Below are 19,814 nucleotides of genomic sequence, written 5' to 3' on the forward strand. Positions count from 1 at the left end.
TCTTTTGGTTGTTGGATTATACGTCTATAACCAACAGGGAAAGCATAGGAAGACAGACCTCAACATTCAACATTCAACATTCAACATTCAACATTCAACATTCAACATTCAACATTCAACATTCAACATTCAACATTCAACATTCAACATTCAACATTCAACATTCAACATTCAACATTCAAAAACATTCAACATTCAACATTCAACATTCAACATTCAACATTCAACATTCAACATTCAACATTCAACATTCAACATTCAACATTCAACATTCAACATTCAACATTCAACATTCAACATTCAACATTCAACATTCAACATTCAACATTCAACATTCAACATTCAACATTCAACATTCAACATTCAACATTCAACATTCAACACTATTTAACCATCTTCCGTGGCAAAAATAGGCTTAAGCTAATGTTACTTCTTGCTTTTCACTTAACACTAAACATTCATCACTCAACACTGCTTTTTCAGCTCGGCGCTTCTCTTGCCCTTCCCGCCAAACCAAATCACATATCCCATCTTGGGGGTTAAACGCGGCAGGTGCACTGAGCAATAACTCACGAATTTTAGGTTGATCGTAGGCTTCGCAGGCCGTATTCAGCGCAGTTAACAGGCTGAGCATTTCATCCCAGGGCAAGAACACTTCATTCGCAGTGCGAATGCGCGGGTGTGCGGTAGTCGATTCATCGCCCCCTATTAGCAGCTCTTCATACAATTTTTCGCCAGGGCGCAGGCCGGTCACTTTGATCTCAATATCGCCTTTAGGGTTGGTTTGAGTTTTTTCTTCATAGCCCATTAAGCGGATCATCTTGCGCGCTAAATCAATAATGCGCACCGGCTCGCCCATGTCTAACACAAACACATCACCGCCCTTACCCATGGCGCCGGCTTGGATCACCAACTGCGCAGCCTCGGGTATGGTCATAAAGTAACGGGTAATATCTTCATGGGTTAAGGTGATAGGCCCACCGCCACGGATCTGGCGTTTAAACAACGGCACTACCGAGCCAGAAGAACCCAACACGTTACCAAAACGCACCATGCAAAAACGGGTGTTGTTTTGGCGTAATGCTAAGCCTTGTAACACCAGTTCTGCCAAGCGCTTACTGGTACCCATTACGTTAGTCGGCCTAACGGCTTTATCGGTAGAAATAAGTACAAAGGTTTCAACGCCACAGTTAATGGCGGCTTCGCCAGCGCGCCAAGTGCCAAACACATTATTGCGCACCCCTTCTACTACGTTGTATTCCACCAGCGGTACGTGCTTGCAGGCGGCGGCGTGATACACAGTTTGCACTTTAAAGGCATTCATGACCGCTTCTAAGCGATTTTGCCGTTGTACCGAGGCCATTACTGGCACTATGCGTATCTTACAATCTTTTTCACGACACCAATTCGTCAACTCTTGGTCAATTTGGTAGAGCACAAACTCAGAGGTTTCAAACAACACCAAAGTACTCGGCTGCTGTTGCACAATTTGCCGACATAGCTCAGAACCAATAGAGCCACCGGCGCCGGTCACCATCACTACTTTGTTACGAATATTGGCGGCAATCAGCTCGGCAAACGGTTCAACCGGATCACGGCCTAATAAGTCTTCTATGCTCACTTCGTGCAGTTCACTCACCTTAGATTTACCGCTGACTAAATCGGCAATGCCAGGAATAGTTAGCATTTCTACCGATAAACCATCCAAGCTTTCTACAATGTCTCGGCGACGTTGGCGAGAAATACTCGGCATGGCCAATAACAACTTGCGCGCACCAAAGCGGGCCACCAACTGTGGCAATTCACTCGCTGAAAACACGGTTAGCCCATGCAACATGGCACGCTGCAAGTTAGGGTTATCATCCACAAACGCCACCGCTCTATACTCATTACCAATTTGCATACTGGTATAAAGCTGGCGACCAGACGAACCCGCACCGTAGATAATCACCGGTATTTTTAATTTTTTAGTGCTCTGACTATAAAGAGCACGGGCCAAGGTGCGTGCCCCGCCACATAACAGCAAGGCGAAGGCACAATAAATAATGGGTACGGTGCGCGGTAAAAACACATCTAAATAATAGGCGACTAATACCATGGCAACCGCAGACAATACAGTGCCTAAAAACATGGTCACAATAGCGTGATAACCCAAATAGCGCAGCACGGCCCTATACAGCCCCAAACGCACAAAGCACACTAAGGTAACGGGTATGGTTGCCAGCAACACCAGCCAATGTGAACCCGAGCCCAGCATGGTTACTTCTTCTAGCCGCAATATAAATGCCGCCCAAAAGGCCACGCTAATAAAGAGTGCATCTAGCAACAGGCTAATAATACGCTTGATAGAGCGAGGTTGTTTAAATAACCATCTAATGGCGTCATTCATTTAACTCGTACCTCGTTAGTGGTGAGTGATGAGTTGTGAGTGATGAGTTGTGAGTGGCTCCACACAGTGTTTAGTGATGGGTTTTTAGTGTTGAATGAATTCATGCCTTAGAGTTCGCTTTTAGATTCTGTTGTGTATTTTTGACTATTGTGGTGAGTATCTTTATGAGTTCATCGCTTTGCTCTAGTAGACTCATAACGTGCGGTTCTAATTTATCTATGTAACCTGTTGCGCAAAGTAGCTCTAGCCAGTATTTTGTTTCTCTAGCTTCTTTGCTAGCAATGCTCATTTTTGAAGCAAAATCAGCTTTAGACTGACCCGCCTGAGCCTCATTGATATTAGCGCCAATAGAAGTACCAGAGCGCAGCAGCTGTTTAGAGAGCACATACTCCTTCTGCTCTTTTGACAAATGCTGATACAACTTAACTATTCTTATAGAAAACTCAAATGATTTGTTAAGTACATTATTGTCTTGCGCCATCATCACATTCCTTTTGATGAAAATAACTCTCTTAACTCAAGACGATAAAGCTCGAAAACACCATGTTGAGTTTTAAATGTTGAATGTTGAGTTTTTAACAATTCACCACTAAACATTCATCACTCAACACTATTTTTTAACGCTGTGCTTCAGTGAGTACTTTTGCTAACACTGCGGCAGTTTTTGTCATTTCGGCTTGCGTTAGCGTGGGGTGCACTAAAAACATTAAGCTGGTTTCGCCTAAAAGCTTCGCATTAGGTAAACGCTCAGTCGGTCTAAAGTCGGTATTATCAAAGGCTTTTTCTAAATACACCTCAGAACAACTGCCCTGAAAACACGGCACGCCTTCGGCGACCATAGCTTCTACTATGCGGTCGCGGCTCCAGCCGTCCGCTAGCTGCTCTGGGTTTACAAATAAGTAATGTTTATATTCGGCATGCTCCATGTGCGCAGGTACTGTTACGGTACGCACTACATTAAAGCCATTGGCGACTTCATCAATCAGCTGTGCATTAGCTTGGCGAGCGGCAGTCCAGTCTGTCATGCGGGTTAGTTGAATACGGCCAATGGCACCCTGCATTTCGGTCAGGCGCCAGTTGGTACCAAAGCTTTCGTGTAACCATCTAAAGCCGGGCGCATGCTCTGTTTCATAAACTGCTGCATAGCTTTTACCGTGATCTTTATAGCTCCACATTTTGCGCCATAGCGCTTCATCATTCGTAGTCACCATGCCGCCTTCGCCGCCGGTGGTCATTATTTTGTCTTGGCAAAAACTCCAAGCACCAATATGACCAATACTGCCCACCGCCTTACCTTTATATTTAGCACCGTGTGCTTGAGCGCAATCTTCAATCACATAAAAGCCATGCTCTTTACTTAACGCCATAATAGCATCCATTTCTGCCGGCATGCCCGCTAAATGCACGACTACTACCGCTTTAGTATTCGGCGTTAATACAGCGGCAATCTGTTCGGCTTCTATATTTTGGCTATTCAAATCCACATCGGCAAACACCGGCGTAGCACCAGCGGTAACAATAGAGGATACAGAAGCTAAAAAGGTACGAGGAGTAACGATTACCTCATCACCCTCGCCTATTTCTAATACTTTTAAGGCCACGTCTAATGCCAAAGTACCGTTAGCCAGTGCCACCGCATATTTACTGTCAGCCCAAGCGGCAAACTCTTTTTCAAACAAGCGGCACTCTTGGCCAGTCCAGTAGTTTACTTTATTAGACAGCAGTACATCACGCACCGCATCGCCTTCTTCTGTAGTAAAAGAAGGCCAAGGAGAGAAAGGAGTATTTAGCATAAAGAGTAAGCCTTACAATAAAACAGGGTGAATAAAAAATACAACAGTTAACGTTTAACGAGCAGCAACTAGTGTATCGCATTTAGCAAAAGTTTCACCTACACGATAGTTGATAGCAATTTCATTATCTCTACCTAATAAAGATAGCAATAAAGCTTTAACAAAGTTGCCACCTGCTTCATGAGTAAACGGATAGCCGCCACCAAATCTAGGGTTAAGCTCTAATAAATACATCTTATTATCGCGTTCTAAAAAATCGCAATCAAGATTGCCTTTGTGCTTAAGGTTCGTCGCTATTTGTTGTGCATAATATGAAAACGGGGCATCATTAACTGTTACTGCTTTATCTGTTTCGCCAGATCGCATAGACAATTTCTTTTTACATACCACACCATGGTACTTGCCTTGCATATCATTAAAGATATCTACGCCGTACTCATCACCCACTATAAACTCTTGTATTAAAACTAAGTCATCAGAGCCAGCAAACTTAGCTAAATGAGATGCTAAAAACTCAGATTTACAAGTAGAAAATGCTTCTGCCAATTCATGATCAGCGTTAATCACGTACAAGCCGAAGGAAGCTGAGCCCCACCGTGGCTTTACAATAAGAGGATAAGATACTTCATGGTTAGCTATTGCCGTTAACGCAGAGTCAACTGTAAGATAAGATGCTGGTACGGGTATATTATGCTCAAGACCAAACTGCACAGTTGCCCATTTATCGGAACATAGTTCGATAGCTGCGCTCTCAGCTAACACTAACCGCACGCCTATATCACTGAAACGTTTTTCATTAGCGGCTAATATGGGTAACTCCATATCATTCAAAGAAATCAAAGCAGTTACTGCTTCTTTTTTACAAATATCTAACACAGTATCGAGATAGCTTTCATCATAAATACTGGGCACTTCGTACCAAGCATCACAGGCAGCTAGAGCTGGAGCAGTACGAGACATATCGGTGCCAATCAAGCGGCCATTAAATAGTGGTTCAGCTTTAAAATAGTCAATTAAATACTTACGACGACCCGCACAAGAAAATAAAATATTCAAATTACACTCCACCATGAAAATACTCATAAGCATTTAGTTCGTTATTAACATCATCTAAAAATATAGATAATATTAATCTATCAACATAACGACCTCTAAACCAAGAGTGTTTTAGCAGAGTACCTTCTAAAGAGAAACCAATATTTTCATACAAGCTTAGAGCCGCTTCATTTCCTGCTGTCACAAACAAAGTAATCTTACGTAAACCTAACTCATCTTTAGCGAAAGTTAAAAGCCAATTAGTAATAAAGCGGCCACATCCTTTCCCTTGTATATCATTATCAATAAAAATATAAAACTCTGCCGTTCCATTTTTATGAGATATATTAACTAAACCTGAGAATCCTACTACGGCCTCACCTTCCAGAAATACAAAATCAGTCCTTACGGTAGACTTAATAATGCTATCACACCAAAGCTCAGTTTTTTCAACACTAACGGGCTGCTCCATAAATACGCCATTGATTACAGAAGGCTGACGTAGAATTCTGACTCTTTCAGGAGCGTATTTTTTGGTCATCGGTCGAACGACAATATTATTTCTCATCATTTATCTGCCTCTGTCTGTATTTATGAAATGCACCTTGAGGAGCAGCTTCTAATACGTCTTCTCGTTTAAATACTTTTTTAATTGTATCTATAATGATAGATATATCTAAGAAAAGGTTTCTCTGATCAACGTACTTAACATCTAAGTGTAATTTTTGCTCCCAAGTAAGGGCATTTCGTCCTGATATTTGCGCTAACCCTGTCAAACCGGGTCTTACATCATGCCGACGCATCTCTTCTTCTGTATAGTAAGGCAAGTACTCCATCAGTAATGGTCTTGGCCCAACTAAGCTCATTTCACCTTTTAATACGTTCCATAACTCAGGTAACTCATCCAAACTAGTCGCACGCAGCTTTCTACCGAACGGTGTCATTCTTTCGCTATCTGGCAATGGTTTACCCTGTGTATCTACCGCATCGCGCATACTTCTGAATTTAACCATTTCAAATGGCTTACCGCATTTACCAGGACGAACTTGACGAAAGAGTACCGGAGAGCCAAGGTTTTTACTAATTTTCCATGCCACAATAGCTATTACCGGACTAAGTAATATCAGCCCACATACAGAAGCAACAATATCAAATAAACGTTTAAACATAAACTAATCACCTATAACAATTGAACATTCAGAAAACAACAACTTCAAGGTGTATAGTTACAGATGGTTTTTTTGAATTTACCAGAACTCAACACAGGTATTTCATTAACATATACCACACCTATATTAGCGTCATTACCCAAAACAGGAACAAGAACACATCTAAAGTCTTCTTTAGTATATATCCCGTCGGCTCCAGATACTTTTAAGACATATGATTTTTTTTCTTCTTGAATAAACTGATATTGGGCTAGTTTATCAAACTTCCACATATACACGCTTAAGGTATGTGGTGTTAGCACATTTCCTTCAACATCGTAAATCACATCAACCTGTCGACCCTGCACTGCTTGAATGCTCTTTGAGAACTGCTCACTTCCGACTTTAACTGCTAAATCCCCTGTATCATATCGAATATATGGCATAGCATAATTAAATAAGTCTGTAATAACTATCCGGCCAACTTCTCCTTCACTAGCAGGCTCATCAGAATTCTCTTTAAGTATTTCAACTAAATAACTAGGATGGTTAACTATAAATGTATCTGTACAGTCTAATGTTTGAGCTACAATACCATTCTCTTGATTTGAATACCTGTCATAAACATTACATAACAGTACTTCTTTTATCTGACGCTTAATTTCAACAGGCATTACTTCAGAACTAGTTACAATTGACTTCAAACCAGCAGGTTTAATATCCGCATGCTCCTTTACAATATAACGGACAAAGTACTCATACGTAGAAGCATAACCCAAGCATGAGGTTAACTTCTTATCATTTTTAAGTAAACTTACCGCCCCTTTAAAAACCTCATCATTAAACTTAAGAATATTAATACACACTATATTTTGTATTAGACGCACAAGCGATGACTTTGAATTGTTCTCATTCCAAACCCTAAAGAATATAAACTTATTACCTAGAACTTGCTCCGCTCGTTCATTAAAATATATCAACTCTGCTAAAACCCTATTTCTTTTCCTCTTGTCTTGATATGATTTAAAAGGGGTACCGGTAGAACCACTTGTCGACATTACATGTAACTGATCAAGCTGGTACCCACTACTGATGAACCCATCAAAATAATTTTTGATAGTGCTCTTATTTATAACAGGAAAAGTTGTTATATCTAATGAAGTCTTATACTCGCTATAGAAACTACAATTATTAGTGGCATGTTTAAGTAATCTATCTAAACTTTCATTGTTGATTGGCTTATCAATATTATCCCTTATCGCCTTATATTGCCTTTTAATATCGCCGCCTTGCAACGTATCTTTTAGCCAAAAAGCAGTTTTTCTAAAATTAAACATTCTTACACCTCAGATATAAAGGCCGTTGTTTCCTAAATCAAGCGGCGATGGCAACTCCCGTAAGGCTTAGCATCATTAACAGAATGGCTGTCGAACTGGCATACCCAGCTCTATGACTTTGTTCATTAGCTTTACTCCAGCTAAGATCTCACCTACTTAGCCGTTGTATTTACGTAGGCTTAGTATTGGACTAGGAAGCTGTTTGTATCGAGACATCGCTGTCTCTGATAGCGAACGGTTATGGTAACCAGACTCTGTTTTCCACTCAGCTAACTTACCTGACTTTAGTACGGTTATTGCTGCGCTTCTTGGATTGTCATCTTCGCAGTACCCAGCATTTTTGCGGGGCGGAACGCTATAACCCCATCCCTTTTAGCATTTTCTCGTTAACTTTATGAACATTATATTTCTCTTCAGCCATTTCGCGGGAGCGTAGTCCCATTTGAGATATGAGTTCATGCTGTTCAATAAAACGCAGCATGGCTTTTTCTAAAGCATCAGCGTCTTTAACAGGAATCAGAAAACCATTATCACCATCAACTACAGTTTCACGACAGCCAGGTGCATCAGTAGTGATGACTGCGCGCCCCATAGACATAGCCTCTAATACACTACGCGGAGTTCCTTCACGATAAGAAGGCAGAACAAATACAGAGCAAGCTGCAATACTAGGCTTTACGTCTTTAAGTTGACCAATATAGTTCAAACGCTGATCACTAACCCAGCTATCTAATTCATCCTGCTTTATGGAGTCTGGATTAATATCTATTCCACCAACCAAATAAAATTCAACATCGGGGTGTTTATTCTTAATTAATTCAGCAGCCTTGGCGTACTCCCTAACTCCTTTACCACCTAATAAACGACCAATAAAAAGAAACCTAGGAGATTTAAGGTCAGGCGTTGGAGTAAATGGGTACTCATTTAAACTTACACCTGACCCATTAACTACTATTGTGTCTTGCTTGGTAGATATTATTTCTAGTTTTTTAAATAAAGCTACATCATCAGGATTTTGGAAAAAAACAATCTGACAACGTTTTAAAGACACTTGATATAGTTTTTGGGCAATAGCTCTAATTCTACTTCGCTTACTATCGTTATTGCTATCTTGAAAAGCGTAGCCTAAACCAGTAATTAAGGCAAAGCGATGCGGGACTCTAGCTAACCAAGCTGCAATTGAGCCATAAATAACCGGTTTTATTGTATAACCTAAAACATATTTAGGCTTTATTTTTCGCATCAATCGCCATAAAGAAAGCAATATTTTCATATCAGCAGTAGGGCTCATACCTGTGCGAGCCATCGGTATGCTATGGGTTATTACTCCCATGGAACTAAGTTCTTTAGCGGTTATGCAACCTGAAGTAAGTTCAGGAGCAGCGGCATGAACTGTCAAACCTTCATCTAATAAAGCTTGAATTAAAGGCTTACGAAAGCCTGTTAGTGATCCAGCTAAGCTGGCTATAATTAAAAATGTCATTTACTTAATCTACATGTTAAAGAGTAAAAGTGCATTTAACTAAAACTATACACTTGCTTAACGTTACCATTGCTCCCCTGCAGCTAACCATTCCAAACCTGATTATATCGTCCTACCATTGAATCAATGCTATAACTCTCAACAATTCTAGCGCGAGCAAACTCTTTTCTTTTCATCCACAAATTTGGAGATGATGTCATTTCATCAATCGCTTTCATTATCGACATAGCTAAGCCATTTGAATCTTTAATTTTTACAACCCAACCAGTATCACCAACTATTGCTGCAGCATCGCCAGCATCAGTAGTTACACAAGGAGTGCCACAAGCCATGGCTTCAGCTAAAACATTAGGAAAACCTTCGCTAGAGCTTGAAAGCAAGTGAATATCTAACCCCCTCATAACACTTGGTATATCAACCCGAGCCCCCATCAAAAAAACATAAGAAGTCAACCCTAACTCATCTATTTTACTAACTATTGTATGATTATTTTTATCCATCCCTGAGCCAACCAAGGCTAATGATAAAGAATAACCATTATCAACTAATATTTTTATAGCTTTGAGTAGATTAATATGATCTTTTTCTTGAGTATATCTACCGACCATACCTAACTGAACAGGAAAATGAAACAAAGATGGCTGTGGTGCTGGCTTGAAACGGCTTAATTCATAGCCATTTTCTATGACTATCATTTTAGATGAGTCATAACCATATTTTTTATGCGACTCACTCGCTGACTGAGCACAACAAATTATTTTATCTGGTATAAATCTACTTATCTTCCCACAAAGATTAGCAATGATAATTGTTGAACGATTTGCTTTACCCGGCTCTAATGAGCTATGCCTTATATTCCAGACTATCATCTCCACTCGTAACAATTTAGCTAATACACCACCAATCAAATCTGAGTGATACATCCATGTTTGGACAACATTTGGTCTTATTTTTTTAATTAATCTATATAAATAAAACAACCCTTGTATAGACATTCGTCCTTTCTTTTGGTTTAAAAGCTCAACTCTAATACCATTGTTAATTAAAAGGCTAGAGTACTTACCAGCTCCCATTAAAGATACTACAATATGAGTATTGCTTTTATCTTGAGTGCAAAGCCTGTAAAGAACACCTTCGGCTCCACCATCTCCTAACCCTGTAATTATATGTAAAACTTTCATGAGTAACTTAAACAACCTTTCTAATTGCTCTATTCAATTCTTTAGAGATGACAGTTGACGAGTAGTTTTCACACACTACTTTCCTCCCCACCTCGCCCATTGAATAACATAATGATTCATTATCAAGCAGAGATACTATAGCATCTTCCCACTCATAATTATTGTTAATCATGATACCTGACACACCAAAATCCATAACATCTACATTCATTCCAACTGCACTAACAATAACAGGAACTGACACTGCCATATAAGTTAGCATTTTATAGCTACATTTACCTCGAGCCCATAAAGAGTCGTCAAGTGGCATTAACCCTACTGTAAAATCCTGTATATCTTCAACTTCAGTTTCTGAACTCCACTTTTTATATATTACTTTATTTTCTGGTATTAATTTAAATTCTGGTGGGGAATTTGCTACTACCTTAAGCTTTACATTTGAATATTTATTTAATACTTTTAGTATTTGAGACTCAATACTATATAAATATTTAAATCCACTAGAACTACCACACCATCCAATTATGAGAAAACCTTCTGGATTATTAATAGTTTTAGACGGTATGAAATAATCAGTGTCTACTGATGTAGGCAATACCGTAACATCGCTATATTTTTTATAATGCTCAGCTAAGAAATTATTGCCACAAATTACGTGGTCGGCCTTAGTCGCAATCCTTGTTGCATTATACCCCCTCGTTCCCAAATGAATAGCGTCATCTACATCAAAAACAAATGGTTTTTTTATTGCCCTCTCAAAAGAATAAAAAGTAGATATTAACGGTTTTTGTATAAAGCAAAGATCATAGTTACTAGTTAAACTAACCCTACTTCTAGCTTCATTTAATATTTTAGGAAGCCACATCAATCTATTAAAAACACCAGATGGAGGATGAGAGCCATTTGTGGATATATTTTCTACAACATTAACCCCTAGCGAATTTAGACTTTTTATATGTTGGCGAACCCTAAATCGACTGCTAGGTACATTCTCACCTAATGTTAGAGCCAACATGTTAATCTCACTCATTTACAACACCTTTAATACTTTTATATCCCATCAATAAAATCATAAAAACACCTATAAATCTATAATAATTAAAAATAGGATAAGCAACTGAAAAAAACATAAAAAACATAATAAAAATAAAATTAAGCACTTTATTATCAAACGAAGAGATACTGTTAAAAGCAAAAACATGGAATACTATAGAACCTATAATTCCAACCTTAAGCGCTACTGCTATATAAGAAGAGTCTGTATAATAGAAACCATCAGAGTAAGAAAAGCCAATCCCAATCAGTGGATTAGATAATATATATTCAATTGTAGTTTGTAGGACACCCTCGAAATACCTAGAAGATAACCCATTACCTGAGCCACCTAATATTAATGGCATTATTTCCTCATGGTTTATAAGGAAAATTATTACAATAATAGAAAATAAAGTAAGGGTAGATGTAACAAAGAACTCCTTTTTCATTTTAAAAAATATAATGCATATACATGACAAGGCAAATAACACTGAAAAGGAAAGTGATGTATTAGATATTAGGCTAGCATTCATAGCTTGAAAATTTAAAATAAAAATAAAGTTAACCAATCTAAACTTAGACTGATTCCACATGAGATAAAAACAATATGTAGAAAATAAATTGTAATAAAAACCAGCAATTGAATGCGTACCAAATATTGAAACCGCTTTATCTGCAGCTATCATCCTTGACACCATTCCTTCATAACCACTTGAATAATAATGAACAACAAAGTAAGACAAAGGACCGTCAAATAAAGAAAACCAACCTAGCACCGAAACAAACAAAAAAAATAAAACAACATAAATATAATTAAATTTAAAATTAAAATTCTTAAAATTCAATGAAAAAACAAACAAAACAGGTAAAAAAGAAATTAATTGCCCATAAGTATAATCTGAAAACCCACTCAAAACGGTAGATAAAAAATACAACCCTAAAATAAAAATTAATGTTATAGTTTTGTTTTTAGTGGTTCCATAAGACCAGAGGCAAATTAAATAAAAAAACACAGTTGCAATAAAATTTATAAAAATAAAAGAGCTTCCATCAGTTCCTCTTGAAGAAGGAACAACTGAAATAATAAAAACAATAAAGATTAAGTATATATTTTTATTCAATAAAAAATCATATTTAAATTTCATTAAATTCTCTCTTCATACATTACCTAATCCTTGTGCAATAAAATGGAAATATGTACTCGCATATTTAGCATTCACACTATAACTCTTAAGAATTAAAAATATAACCCTTCTACATCCGACATTCCGCACCTAATTTTCTGATTTGTTTTTTTTGACACTGATCCGCCAGTTTGATCTATTACTTCTATTTGGCGGCAGTATCATGACCACTCCTTCTTATCGCATCAAGAATCTCGATCATCTAGGCTTGGTGGCTGGAATGTGCCGTGAGCTTGGGCTAGCACGGATGGTGGACGCTATCTTGCCGAAGCAGGCGGAGCATCATGTCACCCATGGTGAAGCCCTTGTTGCTATGATAATCAATGGCTTAGGATTTCATAGTCGAACCTTACACATGGTGCCCCAGTTTTTCGCCGACAAGCCTACCGAACGCCTACTGCGTCCAGGGATCTTGCCTGAGCACCTTAATGATGATGCGTTAGGTCGGTGTCTCGATGCGCTGTTTGATGCCGATGTTTCCTTGCTCTACCAAGCTATGGCGGAGCAAGTCGTCACTCAATTAGGCTTAAATAGCAGCGCCGTTCACCTTGATATCACCAGCTTTCATGTGGATGGGGCTTATGCTCAGGATGAAGATTCGGCATGCATTCAGCTCGTTAAAGGCTACAGCCGCGAGCATCGGCCCGAGCTGAATCAAGTGGTGTTGGAGCTCATTTGCGAGAACGTAGCGGGAATTCCCGTTTATATGCAGGCGATGAGCGGCAATACCAATGATCAGAGAGCCTTTTCTGACGTCATTCGCCACCACGTACAGTCTTTAAAGTCGGCACAACAAAGCCGTTACTTTATCGGCGATGCCGCCTTGTATACTGCGGAGTCTATCTTAGCACTGCATCAGCAAGATCAATTGTTTGTTACCCGTGTACCGATGACTTTAAAAGACTCAAAGCACGCCGTCTCGTCCCTCAAAGCAGACCAGCTGGAAGCGCTGGGAGAGGGCTATTATGGCTACTGGCTCGAGGCTGACTATGCCGGTGTTCCCCAACGTTGGTTGATGGTGCGTAGTGAGCAGGCCACTCACCGGGAACAAAAGACCGTGATCAAAAACCTGCTTAAAACGGGTACTCAAGAGCTCAAGCAGTTCCAAAAGCTCTGCAAAAAAGCCTTTGCCTGTCAGGAAGATGCAGAACAAGCGTTGGCTGATTTTTGCAGCAATCTCAGTGTATTACGGATAGAAAATGGCGCATCAATAGCCCACCCAACCTTTAGTAGCAAAGGCCGACCTAAAAAAGGTCAAGCTCCGGATAGCATCGATTATCTTCTCACCGGACAGGCCGTGACGTGCCTCAAAAAAATGGCTAAGGCCCAAGAGCAGTCAGGCATTTTTATCCTGGCCACCAACGACATGAGCGATGATCTTGATATGGCTGGGTTGCTTGCCGCCTATAAGTCTCAACAGACAGTTGAGCGCGGCTTCCGGTTCTTAAAAAGCCCTGACTTTATGGTCTCTTCTCTGTTTCTGAAAAAGCCAGAACGTATCGAAGCATTGTTGATGATCATGACCTGTAGTCTGATGGTTTACGCTGCGTTAGAGCACCGGATCCGCCAATCTCTGCGGCAGAAAGACCTGACCTTCCCCGATATGAAGAATAAGCCGAGTCAAACTCCTACTGCCCGCTGGGTATTCCAATGCTTCGGTGGCATTCATGAGCTTGGTGTAGGAGAAGCGCCACCACTCATTGTGAACCTTCAGCCTCCGCAGCAGACTATCGTTAACGCTCTCGGGGAACACTACCTAACTATTTATTCTTAAATCAGGTGCGGAATGTCGGCTACATTAGTAATGCTACGTATAAAAATACTGATAACATTGAAAAAAAGAAAACACCACTAGCAAGTGATATTAAAACGGAGCCTCAATAGAGGCCCCTTAAATTTATTTTTGATACTGCTTAACACTTCCCAACAAGGTTTTAACTTCACCGTTAAGTAAAATTAACAGGCAAATACTAAAAACAATACACCCTGATAGTACTTTAAATATTAACAGTGGAATAACGGGTAAAGTAACGGGCAGCATAGAAACTGAAAATGCCATTATTAGCCCCGAAACTACAACTTTAAGAGTGAAAAACCAAGGAAATGCCGGTAAATTGAAAACCTTTCCAGATAAAAAAACAGTTACCATTAAATAAATAGAAAAAGACGCAAGTGTAGCATAAGCAGCACCAACCAAACCAAATTTCAAAATTAAAATATAATTTAAGATGCAATTAAAAATAGCGGCAATTAAAGGAGGGATCGCCTGCAGCCAAGTTTGTTTAGTTAGCTGAAATGTGTAGTCAAAGTAATAAGATTTAATGGTCGAAAGTAAAATTGACAATGCTAAGATGGGCATAAGCGTTGTTGCCGTAGATGAGAACGCATCTCCAAGGATAAGTTCAGCTATCTCACTTTGAGTTGCTATAAAACCTAACGTAACAGGTATAATTAATAATAACAATATCTTTAAAGTAGTCGTTAATAGTATCTTAGTCTTCTTCTCACCTTCTTTTTCGTATACTTTAAGTATTATGGGAAATGCAGCAAGGTGTATTATAGATGCAACGAATCCAATTGTGTACTGAGTAAGATCATAACCTGCTGAATAGATACCTACTTCAGAACTACCTAACATTATATCTATAAATATTCGGTCAGAAAAGCTGATTATCATCACAAAGAGATACAAAAGTGTTAACGGTGCGCCGTAAGCCCATAATTGCCTAAGAATACCTAAGTCAAAAAGCTTAAACGATATTTTCCCCCATAAACTTAGAGCTGGTAAAGAGGCAATTAGAGTCGCAGCAGCAAGGCTTGCTAAGACCGCTTGTGTACCTAATCCAAGTAGTAAGCTCCCCCCACCAAGAACCAGCAGCAATATATTTTTTAATGCTAATGAAAGTCCATACCGCTTTGGTTGAAGGTTGGCATTGATTAGTTTTTGGCTTAACATCAATAGCAGTGTCACTTGAAAAAGCACTATAAGGAAAAAAAAGTTTATTGATAAACTAGGTAAAATATCGAGCAATGCTAGAAGCATCATGAAAAGTGTTACCGCGCAACTTAACACAACAGCTGTTGACGTAATTGTAGAGTGTAATACAGACTTTTCTAACTCAGATTTAACTGTAGGCTCAAAACGGCCAAGGCCAATAACTATAAAGTTTGCAAGAATAGCGACTAACGTAGCTGAAACATTAACCGTTAAGGAGTACTCACCAAACTGCTTAGGAGACATTAGTCTAGTAAATATCATTAATGCTGCTAGTGACGCCAAAGCAGGCAGAAACTTGACTCCAGTATAAACTAGTGTGTGCCGAAGAATCATAAAACTCTCACTTAGTTACTTGTAATATTTACACAAATCAAAAGAACTTCTCTCTTCTTCTTTTTCAGATACAGGGCAAGATTACGAAATCCCTTGCCCCATAAGGACTCGCGATAGGTAATCATTATTGCGACCGGTCATTCTTAAAACATAATTTTGAGTGTTGAATGCTTAATGTTGAGTGAAAGCATATTGCGCAAGCTCTTGCCATCGAGAGCAATCACTTCTCCTTCGGTGGCTATATGGCAAGGCAACACCATAAAGGGCTTTCTAATTATTTATAAACTTCAGCCACTATGCTGCCCTTTTTCATACTGCAGCACAATGAATAAGCAAACACTACAAGATCGGCAACCAAAGCAAGATTGAGTTTTAATATTTTCACGCAAAGTAATCCGCGTTGGCAAATAACCCTCCTTGAGCATCTTTTTCAGACAAAGCGGGAGCTTGCTGCAACGGCCAATCGATAGCAAGAATGGGGTCGTTCCAGATAATGCAGCACTCATATTTTGGTGTATAGTAATTGGTCGTTTTATATAAAAACTCAGCACTGTCAGTCAAAGTTACAAAGCCGTGCGCGAAGCCTTCAGGAACCCACAACTGCCGCTTATTTTCTGCCGACAAATTAACCCCGACCCACTGGCCAAAGGTAGGTGAGCTTTTACGAATATCAACGGCAACGTCGAACACCTCACCTTGCACCACTCTTACTAACTTACCTTGTGCGTAAGGTGCCAGTTGATAATGTAAGCCGCGTAAGACGCCTTTGCTTGAGCGTGAATGATTATCTTGTACAAAACTCACGTCATAACCAACAGCTTGCTCAAATTGCTGTTGGTTAAAGCTCTCATAAAAGAAGCCGCGATCATCACCAAACACTTTAGGTTCAATGATCAATACATCAGGAATAGCCGTTTTTATAATGTTCATGCGTGATACCCCGGCTTGATAAGGTTCAATAAATATTGACCATAGGCGTTTTTAGCCAAAGGTTTGGCCAGCTCTTTCACTTGCTCGGCATTAATAAAACCTTTGCGGTAGGCAATTTCTTCTGGGCAGGCCACTTTTAAGCCCTGGCGCTGCTCTATGGTTTGAATAAAAGTGCCCGCTTCCATTAAGCTGTCGTGGGTGCCCGTGTCTAACCAAGCATAGCCACGGCCCATGGTGGTCACCGCCAACTGGTTACGCTCAAGATATACCTTGTTAACATCGGTAATTTCTAGCTCACCACGATGAGAAGGTTTAATGTTTTTGGCAATCTCGACCACTTGGTTGTCATAAAAATACAATCCTGTAACTGCATAATTACTCTTAGGCTGAGCGGGTTTTTCTTCTAGGCTAAGGGCTTGCCCCTGCTCGTTGAAATCCACCACCCCATAGCGTTCAGGATCTTGCACGTGATAAGCAAACACGGTGGCACCACTCTTTTCGCTACTTGCCTGCTCTAATTGTTGCTGCAGGTTATGGCCAAAAAATATATTGTCGCCTAATACTAGTGCACAGTTATCATCACCAATAAAGTCTTCACCAATAATAAAGGCTTGCGCTAGGCCGTCTGGGCTTGGCTGAACCGCATATTGCAGATTAAGGCCCCATTGGCTGCCATCACCCAGCAGTTGCTCGAAGCGCGGCGTATCTTGTGGCGTGCTGATAATTAAAATATCTTTAATACCTGCCAACATCAGCGTACTGAGCGGGTAATAAATCATCGGCTTATCATACACCGGCAGTAACTGCTTGCTCACCGTCATGGTCACCGGATAAAGCCGAGTGCCCGAACCACCAGCCAGAATAATTCCTTTACGAGTACTCATTTGTTGTTGCTTCAAGAGTGTAGCTCCAAAATTTCAGTTAACATGCGGGTCACCCCTTGCTGCCAAGGCGGTAAATCCAGATTAAAAGCGACACTAAATTTGCTAGTGTTTAGGCGAGAATTAAGCGGGCGCGGGGCGGGTGTAACATAATCGGCACTGGCAATCGCATTAAGCGTGGTTAAGCTCAGCGTTTCGCCTTGCTGGCGGGCCTGCGCAAATACTAACGCCGCATAGTCATGCCAGCTGGTTTCGCCACTGGCAGATAAGTGATAAATGCCCGCCAAATCGATTGCTGCCCCAGCCGGCTGCATTAGCATACGAAGTGCGTGCGCGGTGCAATCGGCAATCAGTTCGGCACTGGTAGGTGCACCAATTTGATCCTTGATCACCCCCAACTCACTGCGCTCTTTAGCTAGCCGTAGCATGGTTTTCGCAAAGTTAGCGCCACGAGCGGCATACACCCAGCTAGTACGTAAAATCAAATAGCGGGAGCAATGGGCTTGAATGGCCTGCTCACCGGCCAACTTAGTTTTGCCATATACATTAAGCGGCGCGGGAATATCTTCTTCTTTCCAAGGCCGATTACCGCTACCGTTAAACACATAATCGGTTGAATAATGAATCAACCAAGCCCCTAATGCCTCAGCCTCTTTGGCCAACACGGCCAGCGCATCCCCATTAATGCATTGTGCCTGCTCGGTGTCCGATTCTGCTTTATCTACCGCCGTATAGGCCGCCGCATTCACAATAATATCGGGCTTTAACTCTCGTATGGTGTGTGCCAATTCATCAAGCTGACTTACATCACCACAATAGTCTGTTGAATGGCGATCCAACGCCGTCACTTTACCTAACGGCGCCAAGGCTCGTTGTAACTCCCACCCTACCTGGCCGTTTTTACCTAATAGCAAAATATGCATGATTATTCGGCTCCGTACTGCTGGCTGATCCAAGTTTGATAAGAACCACTTTGTACGTTAGTTACCCAGTCTTGGTTATCTAAATACCATTGCACCGTGCTACGGATGCCGGACTCGAAAGTTTCTTGGGGCGTCCAGCCAAGCTCGCGTTCTATTTTGCTAGCATCAATGGCGTAACGGCGGTCATGACCTGGGCGCTCACTGACATGAGTTATGAGCTCTTTATAATGTTGAATGTTGAATTTTGAATGTTGAATGGGATACAGGTCGTCTAGGATTTGGCAGATGGTTTGTACTACTTCTAGATTGGTTTTTTCGTTATGGCCGCCGATATTGTAGGTCTCGCCTATTTTGCCTTCGGTGACTACTTTATAGAGTGCGCGGGCGTGATCTTCTACATGCAGCCAATCACGAATTTGATCGCCCTTGCCGTAGATAGGCAATGGCTTACCTTCTAGCGCATTGAGGATCACCAGCGGGATCAGTTTTTCCGGAAAATGATACGGCCCGTAGTTGTTCGAGCAGTTGGTGATCAGCGTCGGGAAGCCATAAGTGCGCAGCCAAGCTCTTACTAAGTGATCGCTAGATGCTTTTGATGCCGAGTATGGGCTACTTGGGGCGTAGGCAGTTTGCTCGGTAAATAAAGGTAAAGAGTTAAGGGTGAAGCGTGAAGTGTTAGGCACTGAGGACAGGCTCTCTCCCTTTACACTTTGCGCTTCACTCTTCACATCACTTGGATGTGGTAGGTCGCCATAGACTTCGTCGGTACTAATGTGATGAAACCGAAACGCTTGCTTACGTTTATTATCCAGCTCGTTCCAGTAAGCTCGGGCTGCTTCTAGCAGGTTATAGGTACCGACTATGTTAGTCTGAATAAATTCAGCTGGCCCATCTATGGATCTGTCTACATGGCTTTCTGCTGCTAGGTGCATAACGGCATCAGGCTGATGTTCGCTAAACACTCGCTTTAATTCTGCGGCATCACAAATATCAACTTGTTCAAAGGCGTAGCGGTCGCTATCGCTCACTGCTACTAGATTTTCTAAATTGCCAGCGTAGGTAAGTTTATCTAGGTTAACGACGCAGTCTTGTGTATTGCTGATAATATGGCGAACAACGGCCGAGCCAATAAAACCAGCACCACCGGTAACTAAAATTTTCATG

The 19,814-nt window shown here is 40.7% G+C and carries 17 protein-coding genes and 1 pseudogene; 1 reads left to right on the top strand and 17 read right to left on the bottom strand.

Translation table 11 applies throughout. From position 1 onward, the window contains the following. Nucleotides 1-415 precede the first annotated feature (415 nt). The 12 genes and pseudogenes from CBP31_RS03350 to CBP31_RS03400 all read right to left on the bottom strand — a co-directional run bounded on the left by CBP31_RS03350 (nt 416) and on the right by CBP31_RS03400 (nt 12,546). On the bottom strand, nt 416-2,389 hold the full coding sequence (locus CBP31_RS03350; RefSeq protein ID WP_087034860.1) for a polysaccharide biosynthesis protein: 1,974 nt from the start codon (nt 2,387-2,389) through the stop codon (nt 416-418). Between the two features lie 100 nt (nt 2,390-2,489). Further along, complete coding sequence (locus CBP31_RS03355; RefSeq protein WP_227875122.1) at nt 2,490-2,873, bottom strand: four helix bundle protein; 384 nt, start codon at nt 2,871-2,873, stop codon at nt 2,490-2,492. A 133-nt stretch (nt 2,874-3,006) separates the two neighbouring features. Beyond that, complete coding sequence (locus CBP31_RS03360; protein WP_087034862.1) at nt 3,007-4,182, bottom strand: DegT/DnrJ/EryC1/StrS family aminotransferase; 1,176 nt, start codon at nt 4,180-4,182, stop codon at nt 3,007-3,009. Nucleotides 4,183-4,236: 54 nt separating this feature from the next. Further along, nucleotides 4,237-5,238 (bottom strand): ATP-grasp domain-containing protein, encoded by a 1,002-nt coding sequence (locus tag CBP31_RS03365; RefSeq protein ID WP_161492502.1) that lies wholly within the window; start codon nt 5,236-5,238, stop codon nt 4,237-4,239. Between the two features lies 1 nt (nt 5,239). After that, entirely contained in the window at nt 5,240-5,788 is a 549-nt protein-coding gene (locus CBP31_RS03370) for a GNAT family N-acetyltransferase (protein WP_087034864.1), read from the bottom strand. Next, nucleotides 5,775-6,386: a sugar transferase gene (locus tag CBP31_RS03375; RefSeq protein WP_087034865.1), complete on the bottom strand. Its 612-nt coding sequence runs from the start codon at nt 6,384-6,386 to the stop codon at nt 5,775-5,777. The genes CBP31_RS03370 and CBP31_RS03375 overlap by 14 nt, the downstream gene beginning before the upstream one ends. A 44-nt stretch (nt 6,387-6,430) precedes the next feature. Beyond that, a complete protein-coding gene (locus CBP31_RS03380; protein ID WP_087034866.1) occupies nt 6,431-7,702 on the bottom strand; it encodes a phenylacetate--CoA ligase family protein in 1,272 nt (423 codons plus the stop codon). A gap of 75 nt (nt 7,703-7,777) precedes the next feature. After that, nucleotides 7,778-8,074, bottom strand: a pseudogene (locus CBP31_RS15675) (IS5/IS1182 family transposase); the annotation flags it as partial. Next, on the bottom strand, nt 8,058-9,185 hold the full coding sequence (locus CBP31_RS03385; protein ID WP_087034867.1) for a glycosyltransferase family 4 protein: 1,128 nt from the start codon (nt 9,183-9,185) through the stop codon (nt 8,058-8,060). The pseudogene CBP31_RS15675 and the gene CBP31_RS03385, both read right to left, overlap by 17 nt. Before the next feature lie 83 nt (nt 9,186-9,268). Then, nucleotides 9,269-10,366 carry a glycosyltransferase family 4 protein gene (locus CBP31_RS03390; protein ID WP_087034868.1) on the bottom strand — a complete coding sequence of 366 codons (1,098 nt, stop codon included), beginning with the start codon at nt 10,364-10,366 and terminating at the stop codon, nt 9,269-9,271. 7 nt (nt 10,367-10,373) lie between these two features. Further along, nucleotides 10,374-11,396 carry a glycosyltransferase family 4 protein gene (locus CBP31_RS03395; RefSeq protein WP_087034869.1) on the bottom strand — a complete coding sequence of 341 codons (1,023 nt, stop codon included), beginning with the start codon at nt 11,394-11,396 and terminating at the stop codon, nt 10,374-10,376. Next, nucleotides 11,389-12,546: a hypothetical protein gene (locus CBP31_RS03400; RefSeq protein ID WP_087034870.1), complete on the bottom strand. Its 1,158-nt coding sequence runs from the start codon at nt 12,544-12,546 to the stop codon at nt 11,389-11,391. The genes CBP31_RS03395 and CBP31_RS03400 overlap by 8 nt, the downstream gene beginning before the upstream one ends. 202 nt (nt 12,547-12,748) lie before the next feature. On the opposite strand from CBP31_RS03400, the gene CBP31_RS03405 reads away from it, so the two are divergent. Next, a complete protein-coding gene (locus CBP31_RS03405; RefSeq protein ID WP_087034871.1) occupies nt 12,749-14,359 on the top strand; it encodes an IS1634 family transposase in 1,611 nt (536 codons plus the stop codon). A gap of 123 nt (nt 14,360-14,482) precedes the next feature. Here the strand turns inward: CBP31_RS03405 and CBP31_RS03410 are convergent, their stop codons facing one another. The 5 genes from CBP31_RS03410 to CBP31_RS03430 form a co-directional block, all read right to left on the bottom strand. Then, nucleotides 14,483-15,916 carry an oligosaccharide flippase family protein gene (locus CBP31_RS03410; protein ID WP_087034872.1) on the bottom strand — a complete coding sequence of 478 codons (1,434 nt, stop codon included), beginning with the start codon at nt 15,914-15,916 and terminating at the stop codon, nt 14,483-14,485. A gap of 381 nt (nt 15,917-16,297) precedes the next feature. Next, the gene (gene rfbC / locus CBP31_RS03415) at nt 16,298-16,846 is read right to left on the bottom strand and encodes a dTDP-4-dehydrorhamnose 3,5-epimerase (protein ID WP_087034873.1); all 549 of its coding nucleotides are present in this window, start codon (nt 16,844-16,846) and stop codon (nt 16,298-16,300) included. Continuing rightward, a complete protein-coding gene (gene rfbA, locus CBP31_RS03420) occupies nt 16,843-17,730 on the bottom strand; it encodes a glucose-1-phosphate thymidylyltransferase RfbA (RefSeq protein ID WP_087038596.1) in 888 nt (295 codons plus the stop codon). Before rfbA ends, rfbC begins: the two co-directional genes overlap by 4 nt. Nucleotides 17,731-17,741: 11 nt before the next feature. After that, the gene (gene rfbD / locus CBP31_RS03425) at nt 17,742-18,650 is read right to left on the bottom strand and encodes a dTDP-4-dehydrorhamnose reductase (protein ID WP_087034874.1); all 909 of its coding nucleotides are present in this window, start codon (nt 18,648-18,650) and stop codon (nt 17,742-17,744) included. Nucleotides 18,651-18,652: 2 nt separating this feature from the next. Then, nucleotides 18,653-19,813, bottom strand: a complete 1,161-nt coding sequence (locus CBP31_RS03430) for a dTDP-glucose 4,6-dehydratase (protein WP_087034875.1) — start codon at nt 19,811-19,813, stop codon at nt 18,653-18,655. Between the last annotated feature and the right edge of the window lies 1 nt (nt 19,814).

The organism is Oceanisphaera profunda (assembly GCF_002157895.1).
In the GTDB taxonomy this organism is placed as follows: domain Bacteria; phylum Pseudomonadota; class Gammaproteobacteria; order Enterobacterales; family Aeromonadaceae; genus Oceanimonas; species Oceanimonas profunda.

What these genes read in the sequence shown, in the direction of transcription:
- CBP31_RS03410 (WP_087034872.1), bottom strand. Translation starts at nt 15,916, where the DNA reads ATGATTCTTCGGCACACACTAGTTTATACTGGAGTCAAGTTTCTGCCT.
- CBP31_RS03405 (WP_087034871.1), top strand. Translation starts at nt 12,749, where the DNA reads ATGACCACTCCTTCTTATCGCATCAAGAATCTCGATCATCTAGGCTTG.
- CBP31_RS03370 (WP_087034864.1), bottom strand. Translation starts at nt 5,788, where the DNA reads ATGATGAGAAATAATATTGTCGTTCGACCGATGACCAAAAAATACGCT.
- rfbD (WP_087034874.1), bottom strand. Translation starts at nt 18,650, where the DNA reads ATGCATATTTTGCTATTAGGTAAAAACGGCCAGGTAGGGTGGGAGTTA.
- rfbC (WP_087034873.1), bottom strand. Translation starts at nt 16,846, where the DNA reads ATGAACATTATAAAAACGGCTATTCCTGATGTATTGATCATTGAACCT.
- CBP31_RS03390 (WP_087034868.1), bottom strand. Translation starts at nt 10,366, where the DNA reads ATGAAAGTTTTACATATAATTACAGGGTTAGGAGATGGTGGAGCCGAA.
- CBP31_RS03385 (WP_087034867.1), bottom strand. Translation starts at nt 9,185, where the DNA reads ATGACATTTTTAATTATAGCCAGCTTAGCTGGATCACTAACAGGCTTT.
- CBP31_RS03350 (WP_087034860.1), bottom strand. Translation starts at nt 2,389, where the DNA reads ATGAATGACGCCATTAGATGGTTATTTAAACAACCTCGCTCTATCAAG.
- CBP31_RS03430 (WP_087034875.1), bottom strand. Translation starts at nt 19,813, where the DNA reads ATGAAAATTTTAGTTACCGGTGGTGCTGGTTTTATTGGCTCGGCCGTT.
- CBP31_RS03355 (WP_227875122.1), bottom strand. Translation starts at nt 2,873, where the DNA reads ATGATGGCGCAAGACAATAATGTACTTAACAAATCATTTGAGTTTTCT.
- CBP31_RS03360 (WP_087034862.1), bottom strand. Translation starts at nt 4,182, where the DNA reads ATGCTAAATACTCCTTTCTCTCCTTGGCCTTCTTTTACTACAGAAGAA.
- CBP31_RS03400 (WP_087034870.1), bottom strand. Translation starts at nt 12,546, where the DNA reads ATGAAATTTAAATATGATTTTTTATTGAATAAAAATATATACTTAATC.
- rfbA (WP_087038596.1), bottom strand. Translation starts at nt 17,730, where the DNA reads ATGAGTACTCGTAAAGGAATTATTCTGGCTGGTGGTTCGGGCACTCGG.
- CBP31_RS03380 (WP_087034866.1), bottom strand. Translation starts at nt 7,702, where the DNA reads ATGTTTAATTTTAGAAAAACTGCTTTTTGGCTAAAAGATACGTTGCAA.
- CBP31_RS03395 (WP_087034869.1), bottom strand. Translation starts at nt 11,396, where the DNA reads ATGAGTGAGATTAACATGTTGGCTCTAACATTAGGTGAGAATGTACCT.
- CBP31_RS03375 (WP_087034865.1), bottom strand. Translation starts at nt 6,386, where the DNA reads ATGTTTAAACGTTTATTTGATATTGTTGCTTCTGTATGTGGGCTGATA.